Source organism: Pedobacter hiemivivus (assembly GCF_005144565.1).
In the GTDB taxonomy this organism is placed as follows: domain Bacteria; phylum Bacteroidota; class Bacteroidia; order Sphingobacteriales; family Sphingobacteriaceae; genus Pedobacter; species Pedobacter hiemivivus.
This window is the reverse complement of sequence record NZ_SWDX01000003.1, coordinates 39,935-59,825: the sequence shown is the minus strand read 5'-3', so window position 1 is coordinate 59,825 and position 19,891 is coordinate 39,935. Positions and strand designations below refer to the sequence as shown.

Sequence of the window (19,891 nt, the reverse complement as noted above, 5' to 3'; positions counted from 1 at the left end):
ACGAATTAAGGATGAAAACGAATAATTTTTATACATCGGCTCTTTTTGTAATAGGTATATGTGCGCTTACTTTCATTTCAGGCTGCAAGAAGGATTTTTTAAAACCGGATCCACTCTCTTTTTACGAGCCTGATATTACATTTTCAAGTCGTGCGGGTCTTGAAGCAACAACTGCGCTGCTGGATAGGCACTTACGTACCTATTGGAGCCATTTGAATACAAGGGATATTTCTGTACCAATCGGTACGGAGTATATGCTGTCGGATGTAGCTGTTTCGGCTAAAACAGACGATGGAAACATCTTTGCCGATGTGGCCACACGCCTTACGCCTACAGATGGTATGTTTGACAATGATGTCAACATGATTTCTTTCTTTTGGGGCGAGACCTATAATGGGATTAAATATGCCAATACCATTACCAGCTTGATTGATAACGTACCTGGTTTGGATCAGGGGACTAAACGGGAGTTTCTTGGCAGGGCTTATTTTCACAGATCTTTTCGGTATCTGGCGCTTTGCTTTCAGTTTAAGGATGTGCCATTGGTCACCAAAATATTAACTGCACCCAAACAAAACTATAAAACTACGAGCCGTGAGGCTATTTTGGAAATGATTACCGCTGATATGGAAAAGGCGGTAGCATGGGTACCTGAGCAATCGAAAATGGCTTATATCGGAATGATCAACAAGGGCGCTTGTCGGCAGCTGCTGACAAAGTGCTATCTGGCCACCGGTCAGTGGGATAAAGCCATTGCCCAGGCCGATACGCTGATTAACCAATCTGGTTACGCTTTGATGAACAACAGCTTTGGTACATTTGACAATCCTTCTCCGGTTAATTGGCCCGTGACCCGTAACGTCATCTGGGATTTGCATCGCCCGGTAAATAAAGCTATCGCCGCCAATAAAGAAGCGATTCTGGTTATGCCTAACCGTGAAGGTACCGATGCGACCATCAGATACAAATCTATGCGCAACTGGGGGCCAATGTGGAACCAGGCAGCATTAAAATCACCCAGTGGAAAGGTGCTCCTGTCGGTGGGTAAAACAGATGCCAAATATAGAGCCGAAAATGATATTAACGGTACCGTAGGAAGAGGTATAGCTATGATTAGACCTACTTATTTTGCCCAGTTCGGTCTTTGGTCTGTAAACGGACAAAACGATGCTACAGATCTGCGCCATAACAGTGCCGTAGGAAACTGGGCCAATATGGAAATGCTGAAGTATAACGATCCAACGGATTCTTTCTACGGCCAGAACTTGAGGCTGTACAATGGTAACACGCTTTTGTGTACAGATACCATACGCAGCTGGTTTAACTGGCCGCATTATAAAATATATATCGAAGATCCTGTATTTCTGGCTACGCCTACCTCGAATAGAAACGATGGGGGAGCGGCCGACTGGTATTGCTATCGTTTGGCAGAAACCTATTTATTAAGGGCAGAAGCGCAATTTTACAAAGGAAATGTTGGAGCGGCAGTGGAAGATGTAAATGTGGTAAGAAGGAGAGCCCAGTGCGCCCAGTTGTACACCACTGTAAACATTGGTGATATTGTGAACGAACGCGCACGTGAGTTGTATATGGAAGAATGGAGGCATATGGAATTGAGCAGGATTTCTTACAGTCTGGCTTTAAGTGGCAAAACAGATGAATGGGGCAATACTTATAATGTAAATACCCTGGCAAACAACAGCTACTGGTATCAGCGCATACAGCATTATAATGATTATTACAATAAAAACAAGGTGAGCGTAAGGAATAGAAATTATACCATCGCGCCAAACAACATCTACTGGCCTATTCCTCAAATTGCAATTAACTCCAACCTATATGGCAAATTGCGTCAAAATTCCGGCTATAGCGGTTATGATGGTGGTATAGAGATGTGGACCAAGTGGCAGGATGCCGTAGCTGATGAGGATACGAATTAAATTTTAAACATAACACTCACATGAATAAGAGACTATTTTTATCGCTGCTCGCAGTATTTGCTTTTCAATTGTTATTAGCCCAGCGCGAAGGGCTGTCCGGTTTTTCTAAAGGATCAACGCCCGACGAGGTGGGCAAGCGTCTGGCTTATCATTTTGTAAACAGCAGACATGATCTTTATGCCGGCAGGTATATTCATTATGCCGGTGTATGCACCTGGAATGGTGCCATTGATTATGCTTTGAAAACGAAGGACCAAAAGTTGATTAAGCTTCTGCAAGATAAATTCGAACCGTTTTTTACCATCGAAAAGCCATTGTTGCCGCCTATGAACCACGTGGATTATAACATGTTTGGCAGTCTGGCGCTGAAACTCTACCAGATCACAAAGGACGAGCGCTATCGTAAAATGGGGCTGGCCTACGCTGATTCACAGTGGGAAGTGCCTAAAAATGCAAACCCAGAGGAGAAAGCCTGGGCTGATAAAGGTTTTTCCTGGCAGACACGCCTCTGGATTGATGATATGTATATGATCACCGTGGTACAAAATGAGGCTTACAAAGTAACTGGTGACCGCAAATATATCGATAGGGCAGCAAAAGAAATGGTACGCTATCTGGATGAGCTGCAACGTCCGAACGGACTTTTCTATCATGCTCCAGATGTTCCATATTATTGGGCGAGGGGAGCGGGCTGGATGGCAGTAGGTATGCCTGATCTACTTCGTGAGTTACCTAAGGACCACAAAGATCGCCCCCGAATTATGCAAGGTTACCTGACCATGATGAAAAGTCTGAAAACTTACCAAAGGCCAAGTGGTATGTGGAATCAGCTTATTGATGAACCTGATTTTTGGCCTGAAACATCTGGTACGGCGATGTTTACTTATGCATTTATTGTTGGTGTTCGGGAAGGATGGCTTGATGCTGCTGATTATGCGCCGGCAGCTCGAAAAGCTTGGTTAGCGATGGTACCATACATTGATCAACGTAACAACGTAACAGAAGTTTGTATTGGTACTGGAAAAAAGAACGATAAACAGCATTATCATGACCGCCCACGCAATGCAGGAGACCTTCACGGGCAGGCGCCTTACCTGTGGTGTGCAGCTGCGCTTTTAGGAAAATAGTAAAACGAATTATGATGAAAAGGATTAAGTGTAGTTTGTTGTGCCTGTTTATGGCTGTTTTAACTGCGAAAGCTCAGTCTATTGGAAATCCATTGCCCATACCTTTTGGAGACCCCTATGTACTATATGATGATAACGGGAAGTACTATATGTATGGTACCGGGGGCGATGTGAAAGAGGGTTTTGGAGCCTATTCATCGACCAATTTAAAGGACTGGGAGTTTGAAGGCCAGGTTTACCATCACGATAATCGGAATGGCTGGGGTATACATTCTTTTTGGGCTCCCGAAGTTTATAAGAAAGATGGTAAATACTATATGTTTTACAGCGCTCAGTGGAAGCAGAATCCCAACAAGGAAAAGGAAAACTTTAAGATTGGGGTAGCCGTTTCAGATCAGCCAACTGGCCCTTTTACAGACTTGAACGACCGCCCGATTTTTGATCCGGGATATCCAATTATAGATGCCAATCTGTGGTTTGAAAATGGTAAAACCTATTTGTACTATTCAAGATGCTGTTATAAGCACCCGGTGGAAAGCGAGGTAGCGCAATGGGCCAGAAAAAATGGATGGTATAATGAAGTGGAAGAAAGTTGGGTATATGGGGTAGAATTGAAACCGGATTTCTCGGGTGTAATTGGGGAGCCTGTTCTATTGCTTCGTCCGCCAGTTAAAATGGGTAAAGAGGACTGGGAAAGTCGTTCGGTAACCGCTAAAGAAGTAAACAGGAGGTGGACAGAAGGCTCTTTTATCTTTAAAAAAGGGAAAATTTATTATATGATGTACTCGGCAAATAACTTCGATGGGCAAAATTATGCGGTAGGTTACGCTACGTCAAAAAGCCCATTAGGACCATTTAAAAAGGCAGATGAAAACCCTGTTTTACAGAAGAATGGAGGGGTTACTGGAACTGGCCATAATAGCATTACTTATAGCCCGGATGGTAAACAAATGCTTTGCGTATATCATGGGCGTACTGAAGCTTCAGGACATCAAAGACTCGTGTTTATCGACAAAATGGAAGTGAATAAAGATGGTAAGTTAGTGGTGCATGGCCCCAGTTTGAAAGAAACTAAATAGGAGGATTATTTATCTGGATATTCATTAAGCAGCTGCTGTAAATGTTGTTGCTCCCCGGCATATTTTGGGTTATCAAATAAATTATAACGCTCTGTTGGATCCCAGCCCAAATTGAACATTTCGTTTACTGTTTTATCATTTTGTTTGGTTGTCCGTAATTTCCAGTCTCCATCTTTAACACCTTCGAGCACATAATTAAAGTAATAAATAGGTTTATGGGCTTTTTGATGGTCTTTTTGTGAAAGTAGTTTGACTACAGATTCACCATCCAATATCCTTTTTGGTAAAGGCGTATTTGTCCACTCAGCAATAGTGGGCAGTATATCAAGATTGGATATTGGTGTCCGTATTACTTGCGGAAGCGTATGGTTTTTGTAATAAACTATAAATGGAACGCGGTGGCCGCCTTCATAAGAAGTAGCCTTAGAACCTTTGAATATTCCGGCTGTTCCCACATGATAAGGCTTCGTAACCCCGTCTTCATACATACGTTGTGGAGCATTTAACCATGGCCCATTGTCACTTGTTAATATGAAAATAGTATTGTCCGCTTGACCGTTGTCTTCAAGGGTTTTCCATAATTTACTCATTTCAGTATCCATTTCTTCGATCACATTTCCTAATTCTCCACCAGCGGATTTTTTACTGTTTTTTCTTACAGCAGTAGCAACTGGTAAATGCGGCATATTGTAAGCCAGATATAAAAAGAATGGTTGTTTTTTAACGCCGGATTCTTTAACGAATTTTATCGCTTCATCGGTATAGGTTTTAGTCAATATGGTGTCGTTAGGACGGTATATTTCTGGCTTTTGATTCCTGAATATTTTCATAACCGTATCTGTTTTTACATAAGGCGCCCTAAAGTCATGACTATACAACATCCCATAGAATAAGTCAAATCCCTGTTTGTTTGGGAGGCCTGTACCGTAATCACCAATGTGCCATTTACCAATGCAGGCTGTACGGTAAGCTGATGTTTTCAGCATTTCAGCTATGGTAACTTCTTCATCAGGAATAGCAGTTTTATCGCCGGGGCCAATAACGCGAGGCATTTTTGATCTGCTGCAATATCTTCCTGTAAGCGTTGAAACCCTTGAGGGAGAACAGGTAGGAGAGGTGGTTACAAAATTAGTTGCCATGATTCCATTATTAGCCATTTTATCAATAAAGGGTGTGCTAAATAAAGGGTTGCCATAACAGGCTAAATCGCCATAGCCCATGTCATCCGTTAATACAACAATCACATTGGGATTTTTTTGCGCAAATGATACCTGATAGGTTAAAAATAGCGTAACGAATAGAACTAATATAGGGGTAGTTGCTTTTATATTAAATGGAAGAATGTTTTGTGAACCAGACATATTTTGCTTTTAATAAAGATTTTGCAATAAATATTTACTTGCAAAGTAAGAAGAAATCCTCTATTTACGATTCTTTGGTGGCTATACACTTTGACCATTTTTTTTTATCTTTTATTTCATAATTAATCATTTATTATGCTTTTATTAATAAAGAAATTGATTTTAGTGAAACAGATCGTCTTAAAACCAATTGGGACGTCTGGTTCAAACTAAATCAAATATAAACATTATGAAAAAAACAATTATTTTATCGGTATTGCTATCCGTAGGTATGTTAGGTGTGAATGCTAACCATGCGAATTTAAGTGTAAAGCCACATTTGAAAAATCCTATTAGTAAGTTTCAGGATGAGGATAAGGAATTAACTAAAGATAGATGGCAATGGTTAGCTACTGCTTCTCTTAATCCTGAAGGAGCAAAAAAAGCTATTGATAATGATCCTGCGACGAGGTGGGAAACTAGAGTTTCTCAGGCTAGTGGTCAATTTTTTATTTTAGACATGAATGCTGCTAACACCGTTAGTAAAATAGTATTAGATGTTACGGCTAGTAAGAATGACTCTCCTAAAGGTTATGAAGTTTATATGTCTAATGACGGAACTAATTGGGGAACTGTATTAGCCAGTGGAGCAGGAGCACAAAACGAAACTGTTATTATTTTTAATAAAAAGACAGCTGGTAGGTATATCAAAGTTATTCAAACAGGTGCCACAGGTAATTACTGGTCTATTCATGAGTTTAGAGTTTTTGGACAGGCAGCTAAAAAGTAAAAAATCGCACAACGATTATACAATATAAAAAAGATGAAATTAAGTAATAAAATTTTTTATTGTGCCTTTATTTTAAGCTTACCAGCCCTATTTTATGCCTGTAGTGCATTAAAAGATACTGTGAAGAGAGACGCTTCGGGAAAGATTGTTGTTAAAACCAATCCAAGCTCTAAATACTTAAGTCCTAAAGAAAGTCTTCAGTCGTTTCATCTTCCAAAAGGATATAGAATGGAACTAGTGGCAAGCGAGCCTATGATTAGTGAGCCAGTAGCGATCACTTTTGATGGGAATGGTAGAATGTTCGTTGCCGAGATGAACACCTATATGAAAGACGTTAAAGGTACTGGGCAAATGGAACCGGTATGTACAGTTAAGAGACTTGAAGATACTAATGGGGACGGAGTGATGGATAAATCTGTTATTTTTATAGATAAGCTTATTCTTCCTCGTCTAATACAAACTTTAGATGACAGGTTGTTAGTAGCGGAAACAAACTCTAACAATATTTATAGTTACAGAGATACAGACGGAGACGGAAAAGCAGATGAGAAAAAACTGGTTTATCGTAATGATGTAGCAAGTACGAACAATTTAGAACACCAAAAAAGTGGTTTAATCTGGAATCTAGACAATAGATTATATGTTACTTATGATAACATTAGGTATCGCTATAATAATGGGGAATTAAAAGCAGAAAAACTGATAAACGGATCAGGTGGTCAGTGGGGTTTGGCGAACGATAACTATGGTCGTTTATTTTATTCTTCAGCAGGAGGGGAAACGCCAGCATTAGATTTTCAGCAAAACCCATATTTCGGTCGCTTAGATATTGGAGGGCAATATGACCAGGAGTTTAGAGCAGTTTGGCCTATTATTTCTACACCGGATGTTCAGGGGGGAGTCAATAGACTAAGAAAAGACAGTACGCTTAATAATTTTACTGCATGTTCAGGGCAATCTGTTTTTAGAGGGAACTCTTTACCCGCTGATATGGTTGGAGATCTTTTAATACCTGAGCCTGTAGGGCGACTGATTAGAAGAGCAAAAGTGACGAATACCGATGGCTTTATTACACTTAAAAATGCTTATAAAGAAGAAGAGTTTCTTGCCTCTACAGATATGAACTTCAGACCTGTTAACAGTTTAACCGGACCTGATGGTTGTTTATATATTGTAGACATGTATCACGGTATCATTCAGGAAAGCAATTGGACAAAAAGTGGGACTTTTTTAGGTGCTCAGATCTTAAGTAAGAAATTTGATAAAAACATTGGTAGAGGACGTATTTATAGATTAGTATATGATGGGATTAAACCGGATAAAACTAAACCAAATACATTAGGTATGCCATCTTCTGAATTGGTACAATACTTATCTCATCCAAATGGTTGGTGGAGAGACAATGCGCAAAAATTAATGGTTATAAAAGGAGATCAGTCAGTAGCTCCGGCATTAAAAGATTTGGTGTTAAATTCTCCCGATCCATTAGCTCGTATCCATGCAATTTGGACTTTAGATGGATTGAAAGCTTTGGATAAATCAACCTTGCAAGCGGCATTAAAGGATAAAGATGCTAATGTGAGAAAAAATGCTGTTTGGGTAGCTGAAGAAGCCATTACAAAAGGAGATGAGGGCTTGATCACATTTTTGGAGCCATTTGTTAATGACGAAAGTGCTGATGTGAGATTTCAGCTTGCTTTATCATTAAGGTTTAGTGAGTCCGAAAAAGCTAAAAGTATTATTAATGAATTGGTAGAGAAATATCCTAAGAATCGTGTGCTAACTGAATCATATCGGAAATATTTTGTTCTTCAAAGAGAACAAAAATTGCATGAAATGGCATCAAAACAATTGGCAGAGGAGGACAGAAAGTTGGTGCTTAAGGGAGCTACGATTTATAGCCAGTTATGTACAACTTGTCATGGTCCTGAAGGTAAAGGAGTGCTAGGTGCTAAAGATTTACCTGCTCCACCATTAGCAGCTAACAAGCAAGTAAATGGAGATCCTGTTAAACTTATTCGTATTCTTTTACAAGGTTTAAAGGGACCAATAGATGGTAAGGTTTATGCAGATGAGATGCCAGCACTAGGGGCGAATGATGACGAATATATTGCTTCTATTTTAAGCTATATCAGAAATGGTATGGGAAATAAAGCTTCGGCAATTAAACCGAATGATGTGAAGAAAGTAAGGGAGCAAACAGTTAATAGAGCACATCCATGGACTTGGGTTGAACTTAATTCATCAAAATAGAATAAGCTATAAATGGCGGAGCTACCAGCCCTTGATAGCTCCGCCTTTAAATGCTATTTCGGCTGCTTTCGCAACCTCATCAGACTGGTACGCCGTTACAAATTTCTTTACATTTTCAGCATCCTTATTGTCTTCCCTCGAAACAATGATGTTAACATAGGGAGATTTCGTGTCTTCCATGAAAATACCGTCCCGCGCGGCAACTAAGCCAACGGGCGTTGCAAAAGTATTGTTAATGATGGCAATCGTAACGTTTTTATCATCCAGTGAACGTGGCAGTTGGGGAGCTTCCAATTCCAGTATTTTAAGATTTTTTACATTTTCTGTGATATCATTTGCTGTAGGCAACAAACCTACGCCCTCCCTTAATTTGATGATTCCACTTTTTTGTAGCAGTAGTAAAGCCCTGCCCAGGTTTGTGGGGTCATTGGGAATGATGATGGTGTTGCCATCCTTCAATTCTGAAACAGATTTAATTTTTTTCGAGTATCCGGCTAGGGGAAAAACAAAGGTATTGCCTTGTATAACAAATTTATATCCACGCTGTTTTGCCTGAACGTCCAGGTATGGCTTGTTTTGAAATACATTGGCATCAATATCTCCCTGATGCAAGGCTTCGTTTGGCATTACATAATCGTTAAACTGTACCAACTCAACCTCCAGACCAAATTTTTCTTTGGCCACCTTTTGCGCTGCTTGTGCCACTGCATACTCCGGTCCGCCTTCAACACCTACTTTAATAAAATTTGGATCGCTTTTTTTATTTGCAGCACCGCAACCCAGTAAAAAGATCTGTGCGGTAAGGATAGAAATTATCAGGAAATTGTATTTCATTTTCATCTTATTATTCGTTTTTATTTTCTGTGATCAACACGCTTAGCGATATAATCACCTGTAAATTGAATGGCAAAAACCAGTGCTACCAATAGCACCAGTACGGTATTCATGACTAAAACATCATAGCCCACATAGCCATATTGATAGCCGATTTGCCCAAGTCCACCAGCACCTACAGCGCCACCCATGGCCGAGTAGCCCACCAGGGTGATCAGTGTGATTGCTGCAGTATTGATAAATGAAGGCAAGGCTTCAGGCAATAAAACTTTGTACACAATCTGAAAAGGTGTAGCCCCCATTGCCCGGGCAGCTTCTATCAGCCCTGAAGGTACTTCCGACAAACTGTTTTCTACCATCCTGGCAATAAATGGAGCTGCTCCAATGCTTAAGGGTACTAATGCAGCCTCTACACCTATAGATGTGCCTACAAGCATTCTGGTAAAGGGGATCATCCAAACAATCAGGATGATAAAGGGGATAGATCTAAATATGGAAACCAATACCGATACGACTGTATTAAGGCTTCGGTGTTCTAAGACCTGTCCTTCTTTGGTCATAAATAGAATTACACCTGTTGGCAGACCCAGCAAAAAACCGAAGAATCCCGATAGGAAGGTCATTAAAATTGTTTCTCCTGTGCCCTTTAACAGGAGCGTGATCATCGCGTCAGACATAGTCTAGTATAAATTCTTTAGTCAGTTCATGTTTTGGATTGCCAAACACTTCGTCCACCGGCCCCTGTTCTATTAATTTGCCTGAGCTGATTACGGCAACCTCATCACAAATGTTTTTAACTACACGCATTTCATGTGTAATGAGCAGAATGGTAATGTTAAGCTGCTGGTTGATGTCTTTTAGCAAAGCGAGTATAGATTTTGTTGTGGCAGGGTCAAGTGCACTGGTCGCCTCGTCGCAAAGTAAGACTCTTGGGTTACTTGCCAGTGTTCTGGCAATAGCAACACGTTGCTTTTGTCCTCCGGATAAGCGGGCAGGGTAGTCCTCTGCTTTATCTGCTAAACCCACTAGGGCCAGTAGCTCATACACCCTTTTGCTGATCTCCTGTTTTGATTGGCCATCGAGTTCCAGGGGAAAAGCAATGTTTTGAAAAACTGTTCTGGACGAAAGGAGATTAAAATGTTGGAAGATCATGCCGATGTGTCTTCTTTCCTTGGCCAGTTCGGAAGGCGAAAGCTTCATTAATGCTTTCCCATTTACTGTTACCGTACCAGATGAAGGCCTTTCCAAAAGATTAACGCAACGGATCAGCGTACTTTTTCCGGCACCAGAAGCACCTATTACACCATAAATTTTTCCCTCAGGTACAGTTAAAGACACATCGTCCAGCGCAACAACCTGCCTGTTTTTGTGATTAAAATGCTTTGTTATGTGTTTTAATTCAATCATTAAGGTATCCTTATTGGATTAAGCCTACAAATGTAGGTATTTTGAAATAAAGTCTATTTATTTACTAGATTTAATGAGAATCAACAGATAATTCTCAAGCAAGGGATTATACCGGTGCGCTCCAAAATTTTTTCTATGCTGTATATGTAGGAGTTACAGCTTTTCTCTTGTGCGTCCTGTGGGTTTTACTAACTTCGCTTGATCTCATTCCATTTATCCAATGAAAAAATCATTTGCACTTGTAGGATTTTCAGGTGTTTTAATATATGTGAATAGGGGAAGGAAATATGAAAGAAGATATTAAATTATACCGAAACACTAAAAAAACCAGAACATTATTATTGTCTTCCTTAGGCGTTTGCATTCTGCTGGCCTTGGTAATATTATACAGCATAGGCCTGTTTGATGGTGAATTTAAAATAAAACCAGCCATTTTTTCTGCGGCGGCATTTCTGATTATGGTCTTTCTAACTTTAAAGACCATACTAGGTTTGAAAGATAAATCTCCATTAATAGAATTGAATGGACATATGTTTGTCGGGAAAACAACTCCAATATCAAAAGCTTTTGGTCAGGTGGATTGGATAGATGTAAGGGATATTCAATTGCAAAAAACTGGAGGGGATACTCTGGTAGTGGTAACAGTTGGTAATACAGATAAGTATGCAGGTAGACTTTCCAAAATGTCATGGAACATGATTTTTGATAAGTCATCACAAGAATTACAATTGATGTATTCTGCTTCTGAAGTTGATATAGATCCAAAATCGCTTTTTGACTTGTTTATAGCCTTTTGGGAAGCTACCATGCAGAAAAGGCAATCCGCATTTAATATCGGTATACAATAAGTACAAAGAAAAAGGACTTGAAATTATTGGCGTGGCAGGCGATGATGGGGCTGCTGCTGCCTGGAAAAAGGCTGTTGAGCAGGATAAAATAGGAGTATGGAGACATATATTGAGCGGTTACAACCGGAACGCCAGCGAAGAAGAAAAATCTCAATTCATTAATGCGCGATATGGTATACACACCTTACCTACAAAAATACTCATAGATAAAAATGGGGTAATTGTTGGCCGTTACGGGGGCGGAGGTGAAGATGATGCCGCAATGGATAAGAAGCTGAAAGAAATTTTTGAGGGTTCCTTATAGTGCAGTGAATTTGATCTTATTGGCATCAATATGGTGCCAATAAGATCAAATTTTATATGGTTTTACTGCTCAGAAAGTCTTTTTACTTCTTCGAGTCCCTTGGTAAAACCCTTGTTCATGGTCTCTTCCCATTCTTCTTCTATTTGGACGGAGGTCTTGAGTTTAGTTATTCCGTCTTTTTCGGAAAGATGGTATTCTTCAAGAGAACCTGACCAGTTTTTTACTTTTTCACTGGTGGTATCTTCCTTTCCATCAATTACTTGACCTTGATGTTCAAATACGATGTCATAAGGTTCATTTTTGGTTTTAATGGTACTGATCATACCATTCCCTTTTCCATCTACGAAGAGGGTTCTGCCGCCAACCTTCCAATCACTTTGTACGGCGGAACCGCCGCCTGGGTTAAAGGCATCTGTCCATTGGGGGTAAGTAGTTTCGTTCCAAAGCGTGTCCCAAACTTTTTGGGCCGGCGCGTCGATCTCTTTTGTAAATTGTAATATTTTCATAGCAATAGTTTTAATCTAATTCATCGTCATCCATATTCAGACTGAGATCATCATCCTGATCATGATTGGGGTCGTAATCATCATCTTCCAGACCTTCTTCTTCCAGGAAGTCATTATCCTCATTTTCATCATCTTCCTCCTCAGGATCAACCGGAGGATCATGCTGCTGAAAGGTAGGATCCAGTTCATCGGTCTCTGCGGTAATGGCAGGATCTATCAGAACAATTTGGTCTTCTCCGTCAACTTGAGGCTGGTGGTAATTTCCTGTTATAATATTTTCTTTGGCTTTCATGGTCTAAAATTTTCCATAGCATTTTATAATTCATTACACTCTTTATAGAGCGAATAGAACAACACCGGGTTTATTTTGTTTATTTTTTCTGAACCATTTTGAATTTGGATTGTTTTTTTTGACATCTGGTTAAGCTCCTGAATTGACAGTATAAAAATAAAGGAGAAAATCATGGAAACATTTTCTGTAAATAAAACGCATACGATAAACGAAATGTTGGTGCTCACTGATTTTTCTAAGGAGGCAGCAAATGCTGCCGCGTATGCCACTGCACTTGCCCATCAGCTGAACACAAGACGTTTGATTTTGTACCATTCTTATGAATCTATTGCAATACCCCCTACAGCATTTGCTCCATATACAGGAGGGTTTGCCGAATCTCATAAGCTCAGTCTGCAAAAAATCACAGAATTGAAGGACGAACTCAAGGATTGGCTTCCCGAAAAAGCCGAAATTGATATCCGATGTGATGAAAGGAACTTGGTGAATGCTGTAATTTCTATTGCTGGAGAAGAACATATCGATCTTGTTGTTATGGGGATTTCCGGTAAAAGTGGGTTTGAAAGGACACTTATGGGCAGTAATACGATTAATATGGCCCATGATACTCCGGCGCCTTTACTCATTGTACCGCCCGTTGCTTCCTTTCAACCCATAAAGACTGTTGTTTTTGCTTGTGATTTAAAGCGGGTAACGGAATCTACGCCAGTGCATGCCATGAAGAATTTTATAGCTGCTCTAGGGGCACGGTTAATTATTTTAAATGTTGATCATGATGGTGCCCATTTTAATCCTGATACGATTAAGGAAATGAAATACCTTCACCAGCTTTGGGATGAGCAACAGCCCGAATATCATTATATTGATCACGAAGATATGGCCAAAGGGATTATGGAATTTGCTGGACAAGAACGTGCCGAGCTGGTCATTACAGTTCCGAAACAATATGGTTTTTTTGAAAGTATCTTTCATCGTAGCATGACAAAAGAACTGGCTTATCATACACATCTACCTTTATTACTTTTTAAAGAGGATGTTTAGCACTGGAAAATACAAACTTTTCGAAGACAGAAGAGATGCTGGGGAGCGCCTGGGTGAGCAGCTGAAAGCAAAATACGAGGGACAAAATCCATTGATTATTGGTATACCTCGAGGAGGCGTGGAGGTTGGCTATTATGTTGCTGCGGCACTGAAAGCTGAGTTTTCGCTGGTTGTTTCCAGGAAATTGCCTTTACCAGGGAATCAGGAACTGGGTTTTGGGGCGGTTACAGAACAATCAGGAGTTTATGTTTCTGGATTTGGCCGGGAAATGCTGGATGAGGGGACTATTGAGGATATTATTGAAGAGCAATTTGTTGAAGTGAAACGCAGAGTTGATCTGTATCGAAATGGCCTGCCATTGCCCGAGATGAAAGGTCGGATAGTGATTCTTGTAGACGACGGCATTGCCATGGGAGTAACATTGGTTCCGGTAATTGCCCTCTGCCGCAACAATGGGGCATCAAAAGTGATTATTGCTGTACCTGTATCAGGTCTGAGTTATGACATTCATCTCAGTCGGGCTGATGCCATAGAGGTATTGTTTCAGCCGGAGGACTTTCAAGGGGTGGGACAGGCATATCGCCATTTTGGAGAGTTTACTGATAACCAGGTATTAAGGTTACTAAGGCTTGGCTTCAAATAATGATTTGTTTTCCATTTTTCATAGAATTGAATTTCGTCTCGGATAGCATTGAGTGTCCGTTAACTTCTACTGCTATTCCGAATTGTTCCATGTTTTAGGTGCTTGTGGGTTTTAACAAGAGCCCCTTAGCCTCTAGCTAAGGGGGGCAGGAATTATGAACCTTGTCATTCAGCTGCTGCCAGCTCGTTGATAGAGTTAACTGCAATTTCGGTCAGGGCCACGTCAGTTGCTTTTTCGTTATCCAGCGTAAATTGTAGTAGCTCGGCTACATCGTTATGTCCCATGTTTTTTGCAAATACAACTAGCGTACCATAGGTCGCAATTTCGTAATGTTCCACTTTTTGGGCAGCAAGGATTAGTCCTGCATCGCGAATCATAGTATCCGCGTCAGTATCCTCAATCACGCCTTCGGCTTCTTTTACCAATCCTTCCATAGCGTCGCATTTTTTACCCTGGGCTTTTTCTTCCAGTAGCTGAAAGACCTGTTCAAGGGTAGCGATGTGGTTATTCGTTTCTTCTGTATGTTTTTCAAAAGCTGCCGCTAGTTCTGGACTAGTCGCTGCTTTTTTCATTTTAGGCAGGGCCTTTGAAAGGTGTTTTTCTGCCCAATAGATGTCTTTGAGTTCATCTACAAAGAATTCATGAAATTCTGAATTCTCCATTTTTCCGCTTTTTCTTGTAGTTGCCATAATTTTAGTTTTTCGTTAGATAATCGTTCTTAATTTTCCAAGTGTTCATCTAACATTGGTGAAAAGTGATTGTTTTAATTTTTTTGTTGAAGTTTTTTTCAATAGGATTTAAAACTTTTTGATAACCGGGATGTTAAAATTACCTGTCTACAAAAGGTCTATTATGAAAGAACTGAAATTATGGGAAAAATAGAAGAAGAATGGGAGCCTTTTGAGATACAGGTAACCATTGAAGGGGAGACCAAGTCTTTGCTGGTAGTTCCTGACAGGGAAGAACCTAAATATGAGATTTTTGACCAGTACACTTCCCTGGGGACGATCTGGCAGGAGACTGATAACACCGGGAAAATCTGGTGTGGCGAAGGCTTGGTTGTTAATGAGCTATTGACACAGCTAGGTATGCAGTTGGAAGATTATTTAAACAATAAACCAGTATAAACAATATGGATCCTTTTAATATTATTATCCGGGTTGGCGGACAGCAAATTGACCTCAATATTCATCCGCAAGAAGCAGGTACTTACAAAATTATATATCACGGTGCCTTGTTGGGTGAAATTTTCAAGGGTAAGGGGGCTGAAAATTGGGAAGCTATGACTGCCGATGATTTGGAACCAGGGGGATTTCCTGTATATGAATATGATGAAACTTCTGGTCATCAGGATATCCTGCTTGATTATAACCTAGTACAAGAAATAGGCAGGGAAATTGCCGCGGATACTGGTTTCCGCTAAGCTCTTCGGATGACACCAAGAATGACCGCTATAATGGCGATAATAATCAGGATGTGAATGATTCCGCCAGTATAGAAACCGCCCAAAAAACTAATGGCCCAAATGATGACCAAAAGGACTGCGATGGTATAAAGTAGATTGTTCATGATTTTTTATTTTATAGGTTAGAATGTTTTTATAACTGAATTGGGTCACTTTTGTTTTATTTTTTTCTCAATTTGGTGTATTTGAAGTGGCCTTTGATAAAATGATTAAAATAGCTACCCTTTGATCCCGCGGCCTTTAACATATTGGCAATATCAATTGGAACGGATTTGTAGGCATAGGTTATGCCTGATACAAAAGTAATGTACAGGATACGTTTTGTAGATTCGTAACTATAATGCTTGATGACAGATGAGGGCATTTTAGTGGGGGTTTATAATCAATGATGATCCGTAATAACAAGGTTACCTATTTGCACTCTTCCATTCTTTGTATTGTTCTTTTCTACAACGACCGCAAGGACGATACCCGTTTTGTAGTGCTTCTTTTTCAGAAATGAAGAAAACCCTGTTTTCTTTTTTCATTTTTTTGCCGGAGGCACATGATAAGGTCCCGTGGATTTTTAGTTTACGGTTTCCTCCAAAACGTATGGTTTGATTTTTGATTTTATTTCGCAAATCTCGGCTCGATATTTCGTTGTGCCGTATCATTCTAGCTTAAAGCATCATGGAATATAATGCCCAGTGTGTAACGCTCTCCCGCCTGTATTTCACTTACACCGTGTTTCATATTTACCCGATAATATCCCTTTGTGCCTTTTACAGGTTTAAAGTTAGTGGTAAAGATCAGCATATCTCCTTTGCCAGGTTTCAATACTATGGCTTTGGATTGCGCCCTGGGAGTTTGTTGGGTTAATATAAATTCTCCGCCTGAAAAGTCTTTGTCGGCTTCGCTTAAAAACAATACGGTTTGGATCGGAAAATAAATATCTCCATATAAATCCTGATGCAGCGTATTGTATCCACCTTTCCCATATTTCAATATCAAAACCGTAGCTTTTCGCTGATCATTTTCATGGCATTGCTGCAAAAGGTCCGTATGATGTAATGGAAATTGTTTGTTAATATTTAATACTTTAAACCATAAATTGGCAATTGGCACCAGCTTAGGATATATGTTTGTTCGGATTTGCTGAATAATGTCCGGTAGCGGGTAGTTGAAATATTTATATTCGCCAATGCCAAAACGGTAACGTTCCATTACTACTGTTTTTCTGAAAGCCTGCGGGTTGTCATACGCTTTAATTAACTCATTGCATTGCTTGTCCATTAAGAATTTAGGGATGATTGCAAAACCTTTTTCGTGCATTTCATCACTAATGAGACTCCAATCGACTTGCTGAGTCAGGGCAATACCTATTTCATGTGTTTCGTTCATTTTTTTTAAATTCTATTGCAAAGGTGGGAATGTTTGAAGCGACAGAAAACCCGAAACTTGCTTAAAAACTTCTGCCTTTATCGGAATGAGCCTTTTGTAAATGTTAATCAAGGCAGTCAATGAAAAGGAAGGATTGTGTACTCTTGATTTTTAAGATGTAGAGGTTTCCCGAAATATAGCCAGCCTTTGCTGAAGCATCCTCTCCATCCTGGTTTTGTTCATGGGTTTTAGGCAGGTTAGGGCCCCCTTGGAATTGTTCTCTGTTGGTGAATTCTTCTCCCGGTAACTGCTTCTTGTTTTTCATAGTGTTATATTTTAGGAAGTTATAACACAATGTTTAGTATTATGTTTCATGAATTTTACCGCGGGGGTCTTTTATTGTCAACGTAGTTCTTTGGAACAATTTGAACTGCTAGTTGTTAAAGTTTTTTAAGATTTGAGGTTATGAAAGGAAAAAAAAATGTGCAGGAAAAAGTAAAGCAGGTAATTAAAACTGGTGTCATTCCAAATGAGCAGCTCAAAGGAAGTGATGCGGATAAAGCATATGACGCTGAAGGGAACTTTTCTCCAAAGCAAAAACCTGAAAATGACAGTCCTCAGAGACTTGATTGTCAGGAAGGATCAGATGCAGATACGGATAATGCTTGATAGAGAGAGGGAGACAATTTTAATATGAATTTTTTATTTGGTAAAATATTTTTATCATTGCTTAAAATCAAAGCTATTGAATGTCTAATCAAAATCAGGAGAAATGTGAAAATGATGTTGAATTATTACACTTGTTAAAACAAGGAGATAATGTAGCTTTTGATAAGATATATAACCTTTATAGTCAGAAAATTTACCATAATATTTTAAGAGTTGTTAAACAAAGTGATTTAGCAGAAGAAATTTTGCAGGAGGTTTTTTTAAAGATCTGGGATAAGAGATCAAGCATTAATGTAGATACCTCTTTTAAATCTTATATTTTTAGAATAGGGCATAACCTGGTAATGGATTTATTTAGAAGAGCAGCCTTTGACCGGAATTTAATTAATAGGCTGGCCATAGAATCGAACTCGGCATTTGACAACAGTACAGAAGATATTATTGATTTTAAGGATACACAGAAATTAATAGACGAGGCTATTGAACTGCTTCCCCCTCAAAGAAGAAATGTCTATTTATTGTGCAAAATAGAGGGGAAAACCTACCAGGAAGTGAGTGAGTTGTTAAACATATCCACCTCAACAGTTAGCGATCATATTGTAAAAGCTACCAAATTAATAAAACATCATATTAAGGATATTCATTATTCAATCTTCATCGCCGCTATCATTTCTAAGATTAATTAGAAAAATATTTTCATACAGAGCAGAGGAAAGTATTTCCCCATGCGTCTTAGATGAAAAACCAATATAAATTGAGCAGGCTACCGTATAAAGAAATACTTCAAAAATATTTGAACAATTCTTCCTCCGCCCAGGAATTAGAATTGTTGATGCTTTATTTTCAGATCGATGATCAAAAGGAATTAGAAAGCCTGGTTTTTGAAGAAATAAGTAAGGAGATTTCAGTCGATATGATTTCTTGTTCAGAAATCATATCGGTTAAAAAAGTTCATCAGAATTTAAAAAAGATTTTATTGGATGATCATTTAAATAAAACTACAATTGTTAAAAGGCTTTGGTTTAAAGCAATCGTAGCAGCCGTAGTTTTAATTGTTTGTTTTATTGGGCTCCGTTACTATTTAAATATAGCGGCTAAGGAAAGCAAATTTGCTACGCATAAAACAATTGTTCCAGGAACAAGATCGGCAACATTAACACTGTCGAACGGACAGCGTATAACTCTTTCTGATGCGATTAATGGTAAGATTGCCCAAGATAATGGGGTTGAAATTATTAAGAACAGTGAAGGGAAATTGATTTATAAAATAAATGATAGTAATGCCGATAGTAAAGGCTTTAATATTTTATCAACCCAAAGAGGTGAAACTTACGATGTGATTCTCCCTGATGGTTCTAAAGTTTTTCTAAATGCAGAGAGTTCAATAAAATACGAAGCCAATTTTAATCACAAACAGAAACGTACTGTAGAATTAACTGGTGAGGCCTATTTTGAAGTTCATAAGAATATTCAAAAGCCTTTTGTTTTGAAATCTAAAACTCAGGAAATAGAGGTTTTAGGAACCCATTTTAATGTGAGTGCTTATAATAATGAAGCTGTAAAAACGACATTACTGGAAGGTTCGGTTAAAGTATCGACAGCTTATACAGGTACAGCAAGTAAAACTTTGATTTTAAAACCTGGACAACTACTCTTAAACTATAAGGACGATTTTAAAATTAAACAGTTGACAAACCCTGATGATGAAATCGCATGGAAGCTTGGGTACTTTGCCTTTGACCATAAAAGTATTGAGGAAGCCATGAATGAAATTGCAAGATGGTATGATGTGGAAATCGAATACGTCGGCAACTTTGATGATGTAGAATTTGGCGGGACAATGTTAAGAGCCAGCAACATCAGGAAACTATTGAATAAAATAGAATTAACCGGTACCGTGAAATTTAAAGTTGAGGGAAGGAGGGTAATGGTGATCAGATAATTTTACACTTACAAAGTTATTAACCCAGGAGCGTTTGTACCGCCCCTAGGTA

At 39.2% G+C, this 19,891-nt stretch carries 26 protein-coding genes; 14 read left to right on the top strand and 12 right to left on the bottom strand.

What is annotated here, in order from left to right; all coding sequences use genetic code 11:
- Positions 1 to 11: 11 nt before the first annotated feature.
- Genes FBD94_RS07450 through FBD94_RS07440 form a run of 3 tightly spaced genes read left to right on the top strand, consistent with a single transcriptional unit; the run spans position 12 to position 4,146 of the window.
- Entirely contained in the window at positions 12 to 1,940 is a 1,929-nt protein-coding gene (locus FBD94_RS07450) for a RagB/SusD family nutrient uptake outer membrane protein (protein WP_136879729.1), read from the top strand.
- A gap of 20 nt (positions 1,941 to 1,960) precedes the next feature.
- The gene (locus FBD94_RS07445) at positions 1,961 to 3,067 is read left to right on the top strand and encodes a glycoside hydrolase family 88/105 protein (RefSeq protein ID WP_136879728.1); all 1,107 of its coding nucleotides are present in this window, start codon (positions 1,961 to 1,963) and stop codon (positions 3,065 to 3,067) included.
- Between the two features lie 11 nt (positions 3,068 to 3,078).
- Positions 3,079 to 4,146, top strand: coding sequence for a glycoside hydrolase family 43 protein (locus FBD94_RS07440; protein WP_205945851.1), 1,068 nt, complete (start codon positions 3,079 to 3,081; stop codon positions 4,144 to 4,146).
- Between the two features lie 5 nt (positions 4,147 to 4,151).
- On the opposite strand, the gene FBD94_RS07435 is transcribed toward FBD94_RS07440, so the two are convergent.
- Entirely contained in the window at positions 4,152 to 5,507 is a 1,356-nt protein-coding gene (locus tag FBD94_RS07435; RefSeq protein ID WP_136879727.1) for a sulfatase-like hydrolase/transferase, read from the bottom strand.
- A 229-nt stretch (positions 5,508 to 5,736) separates the two neighbouring features.
- Between FBD94_RS07435 and FBD94_RS07430 the strand changes: the two genes are divergently transcribed.
- Together FBD94_RS07430 and FBD94_RS07425 are read left to right on the top strand one after the other, a co-directional pair.
- Entirely contained in the window at positions 5,737 to 6,276 is a 540-nt protein-coding gene (locus FBD94_RS07430) for a discoidin domain-containing protein (protein WP_136879726.1), read from the top strand.
- A 33-nt stretch (positions 6,277 to 6,309) separates the two neighbouring features.
- Positions 6,310 to 8,529: a PVC-type heme-binding CxxCH protein gene (locus tag FBD94_RS07425; protein WP_136879725.1), complete on the top strand. Its 2,220-nt coding sequence runs from the start codon at positions 6,310 to 6,312 to the stop codon at positions 8,527 to 8,529.
- A 21-nt stretch (positions 8,530 to 8,550) separates the two neighbouring features.
- On the opposite strand, the gene metQ is transcribed toward FBD94_RS07425, so the two are convergent.
- Genes metQ through FBD94_RS07410 form a run of 3 tightly spaced genes read right to left on the bottom strand, consistent with a single transcriptional unit; the run spans position 8,551 to position 10,770 of the window.
- Positions 8,551 to 9,369 carry a methionine ABC transporter substrate-binding lipoprotein MetQ gene (gene metQ, locus FBD94_RS07420; protein WP_317131564.1) on the bottom strand — a complete coding sequence of 273 codons (819 nt, stop codon included), beginning with the start codon at positions 9,367 to 9,369 and terminating at the stop codon, positions 8,551 to 8,553.
- Positions 9,370 to 9,383: 14 nt separating this feature from the next.
- Positions 9,384 to 10,040, bottom strand: coding sequence for a methionine ABC transporter permease MetI (gene metI / locus FBD94_RS07415; protein WP_136879724.1), 657 nt, complete (start codon positions 10,038 to 10,040; stop codon positions 9,384 to 9,386).
- Positions 10,033 to 10,770 carry a methionine ABC transporter ATP-binding protein gene (locus tag FBD94_RS07410; protein WP_136879723.1) on the bottom strand — a complete coding sequence of 246 codons (738 nt, stop codon included), beginning with the start codon at positions 10,768 to 10,770 and terminating at the stop codon, positions 10,033 to 10,035. Before FBD94_RS07410 ends, metI begins: the two co-directional genes overlap by 8 nt.
- Positions 10,771 to 11,057: 287 nt before the next feature.
- Between FBD94_RS07410 and FBD94_RS07405 the strand changes: the two genes are divergently transcribed.
- The gene (locus tag FBD94_RS07405; protein WP_136879722.1) at positions 11,058 to 11,618 is read left to right on the top strand and encodes an STM3941 family protein; all 561 of its coding nucleotides are present in this window, start codon (positions 11,058 to 11,060) and stop codon (positions 11,616 to 11,618) included.
- Complete coding sequence (locus FBD94_RS07400; protein WP_136879721.1) at positions 11,602 to 11,922, top strand: peroxiredoxin family protein; 321 nt, start codon at positions 11,602 to 11,604, stop codon at positions 11,920 to 11,922. The genes FBD94_RS07405 and FBD94_RS07400 overlap by 17 nt, the downstream gene beginning before the upstream one ends.
- Before the next feature lie 62 nt (positions 11,923 to 11,984).
- On the opposite strand, the gene FBD94_RS07395 is transcribed toward FBD94_RS07400, so the two are convergent.
- Together FBD94_RS07395 and FBD94_RS07390 are read right to left on the bottom strand one after the other, a co-directional pair.
- Positions 11,985 to 12,428: an SRPBCC family protein gene (locus tag FBD94_RS07395; RefSeq protein ID WP_136879720.1), complete on the bottom strand. Its 444-nt coding sequence runs from the start codon at positions 12,426 to 12,428 to the stop codon at positions 11,985 to 11,987.
- 10 nt (positions 12,429 to 12,438) lie between these two features.
- A complete protein-coding gene (locus FBD94_RS07390) occupies positions 12,439 to 12,720 on the bottom strand; it encodes a hypothetical protein (RefSeq protein ID WP_136879719.1) in 282 nt (93 codons plus the stop codon).
- A 171-nt stretch (positions 12,721 to 12,891) separates the two neighbouring features.
- Here FBD94_RS07390 and FBD94_RS07385 point away from each other — a divergent pair, with 171 nt between their 5' ends.
- Together FBD94_RS07385 and FBD94_RS07380 are read left to right on the top strand one after the other, a co-directional pair.
- A complete protein-coding gene (locus tag FBD94_RS07385; protein ID WP_136879718.1) occupies positions 12,892 to 13,761 on the top strand; it encodes a universal stress protein in 870 nt (289 codons plus the stop codon).
- Positions 13,754 to 14,404 (top strand): phosphoribosyltransferase, encoded by a 651-nt coding sequence (locus tag FBD94_RS07380; RefSeq protein WP_136879717.1) that lies wholly within the window; start codon positions 13,754 to 13,756, stop codon positions 14,402 to 14,404. Before FBD94_RS07385 ends, FBD94_RS07380 begins: the two co-directional genes overlap by 8 nt.
- A gap of 164 nt (positions 14,405 to 14,568) precedes the next feature.
- On the opposite strand, the gene FBD94_RS07375 is transcribed toward FBD94_RS07380, so the two are convergent.
- Positions 14,569 to 15,093 carry a YciE/YciF ferroxidase family protein gene (locus FBD94_RS07375; protein ID WP_136879716.1) on the bottom strand — a complete coding sequence of 175 codons (525 nt, stop codon included), beginning with the start codon at positions 15,091 to 15,093 and terminating at the stop codon, positions 14,569 to 14,571.
- A gap of 180 nt (positions 15,094 to 15,273) precedes the next feature.
- Between FBD94_RS07375 and FBD94_RS07370 the strand changes: the two genes are divergently transcribed.
- Entirely contained in the window at positions 15,274 to 15,531 is a 258-nt protein-coding gene (locus FBD94_RS07370; protein ID WP_136879715.1) for a hypothetical protein, read from the top strand.
- A gap of 5 nt (positions 15,532 to 15,536) precedes the next feature.
- Positions 15,537 to 15,827, top strand: a complete 291-nt coding sequence (locus FBD94_RS07365) for a hypothetical protein (RefSeq protein ID WP_136879714.1) — start codon at positions 15,537 to 15,539, stop codon at positions 15,825 to 15,827.
- Here the strand turns inward: FBD94_RS07365 and FBD94_RS07360 are convergent.
- The 5 genes from FBD94_RS07360 to FBD94_RS07340 form a co-directional block, all read right to left on the bottom strand.
- Positions 15,824 to 15,973, bottom strand: coding sequence for a lmo0937 family membrane protein (locus tag FBD94_RS07360; protein ID WP_131610525.1), 150 nt, complete (start codon positions 15,971 to 15,973; stop codon positions 15,824 to 15,826). The two genes, FBD94_RS07365 and FBD94_RS07360, sit on opposite strands and share 4 nt — an antisense overlap.
- Before the next feature lie 56 nt (positions 15,974 to 16,029).
- Entirely contained in the window at positions 16,030 to 16,233 is a 204-nt protein-coding gene (locus FBD94_RS07355; protein ID WP_136879713.1) for a KTSC domain-containing protein, read from the bottom strand.
- A gap of 43 nt (positions 16,234 to 16,276) precedes the next feature.
- Positions 16,277 to 16,522: an Ada metal-binding domain-containing protein gene (locus FBD94_RS26435; protein WP_136879712.1), complete on the bottom strand. Its 246-nt coding sequence runs from the start codon at positions 16,520 to 16,522 to the stop codon at positions 16,277 to 16,279.
- 1 nt (position 16,523) lies between these two features.
- Positions 16,524 to 17,249 (bottom strand): 2OG-Fe(II) oxygenase, encoded by a 726-nt coding sequence (locus tag FBD94_RS07345; RefSeq protein WP_136879711.1) that lies wholly within the window; start codon positions 17,247 to 17,249, stop codon positions 16,524 to 16,526.
- Between the two features lie 103 nt (positions 17,250 to 17,352).
- A complete protein-coding gene (locus tag FBD94_RS07340) occupies positions 17,353 to 17,553 on the bottom strand; it encodes a hypothetical protein (protein WP_136879710.1) in 201 nt (66 codons plus the stop codon).
- Positions 17,554 to 17,693: 140 nt separating this feature from the next.
- Here FBD94_RS07340 and FBD94_RS07335 point away from each other — a divergent pair, with 140 nt between their 5' ends.
- From FBD94_RS07335 to FBD94_RS07325, 3 genes are all read left to right on the top strand, one after another.
- Positions 17,694 to 17,897, top strand: a complete 204-nt coding sequence (locus tag FBD94_RS07335) for a hypothetical protein (RefSeq protein WP_131610530.1) — start codon at positions 17,694 to 17,696, stop codon at positions 17,895 to 17,897.
- Positions 17,898 to 17,977: 80 nt separating this feature from the next.
- A complete protein-coding gene (locus tag FBD94_RS07330; RefSeq protein ID WP_136879709.1) occupies positions 17,978 to 18,583 on the top strand; it encodes an RNA polymerase sigma factor in 606 nt (201 codons plus the stop codon).
- A gap of 50 nt (positions 18,584 to 18,633) precedes the next feature.
- Positions 18,634 to 19,839: a FecR family protein gene (locus FBD94_RS07325; protein WP_136879708.1), complete on the top strand. Its 1,206-nt coding sequence runs from the start codon at positions 18,634 to 18,636 to the stop codon at positions 19,837 to 19,839.
- The last annotated feature ends 52 nt before the right edge of the window (positions 19,840 to 19,891 follow it).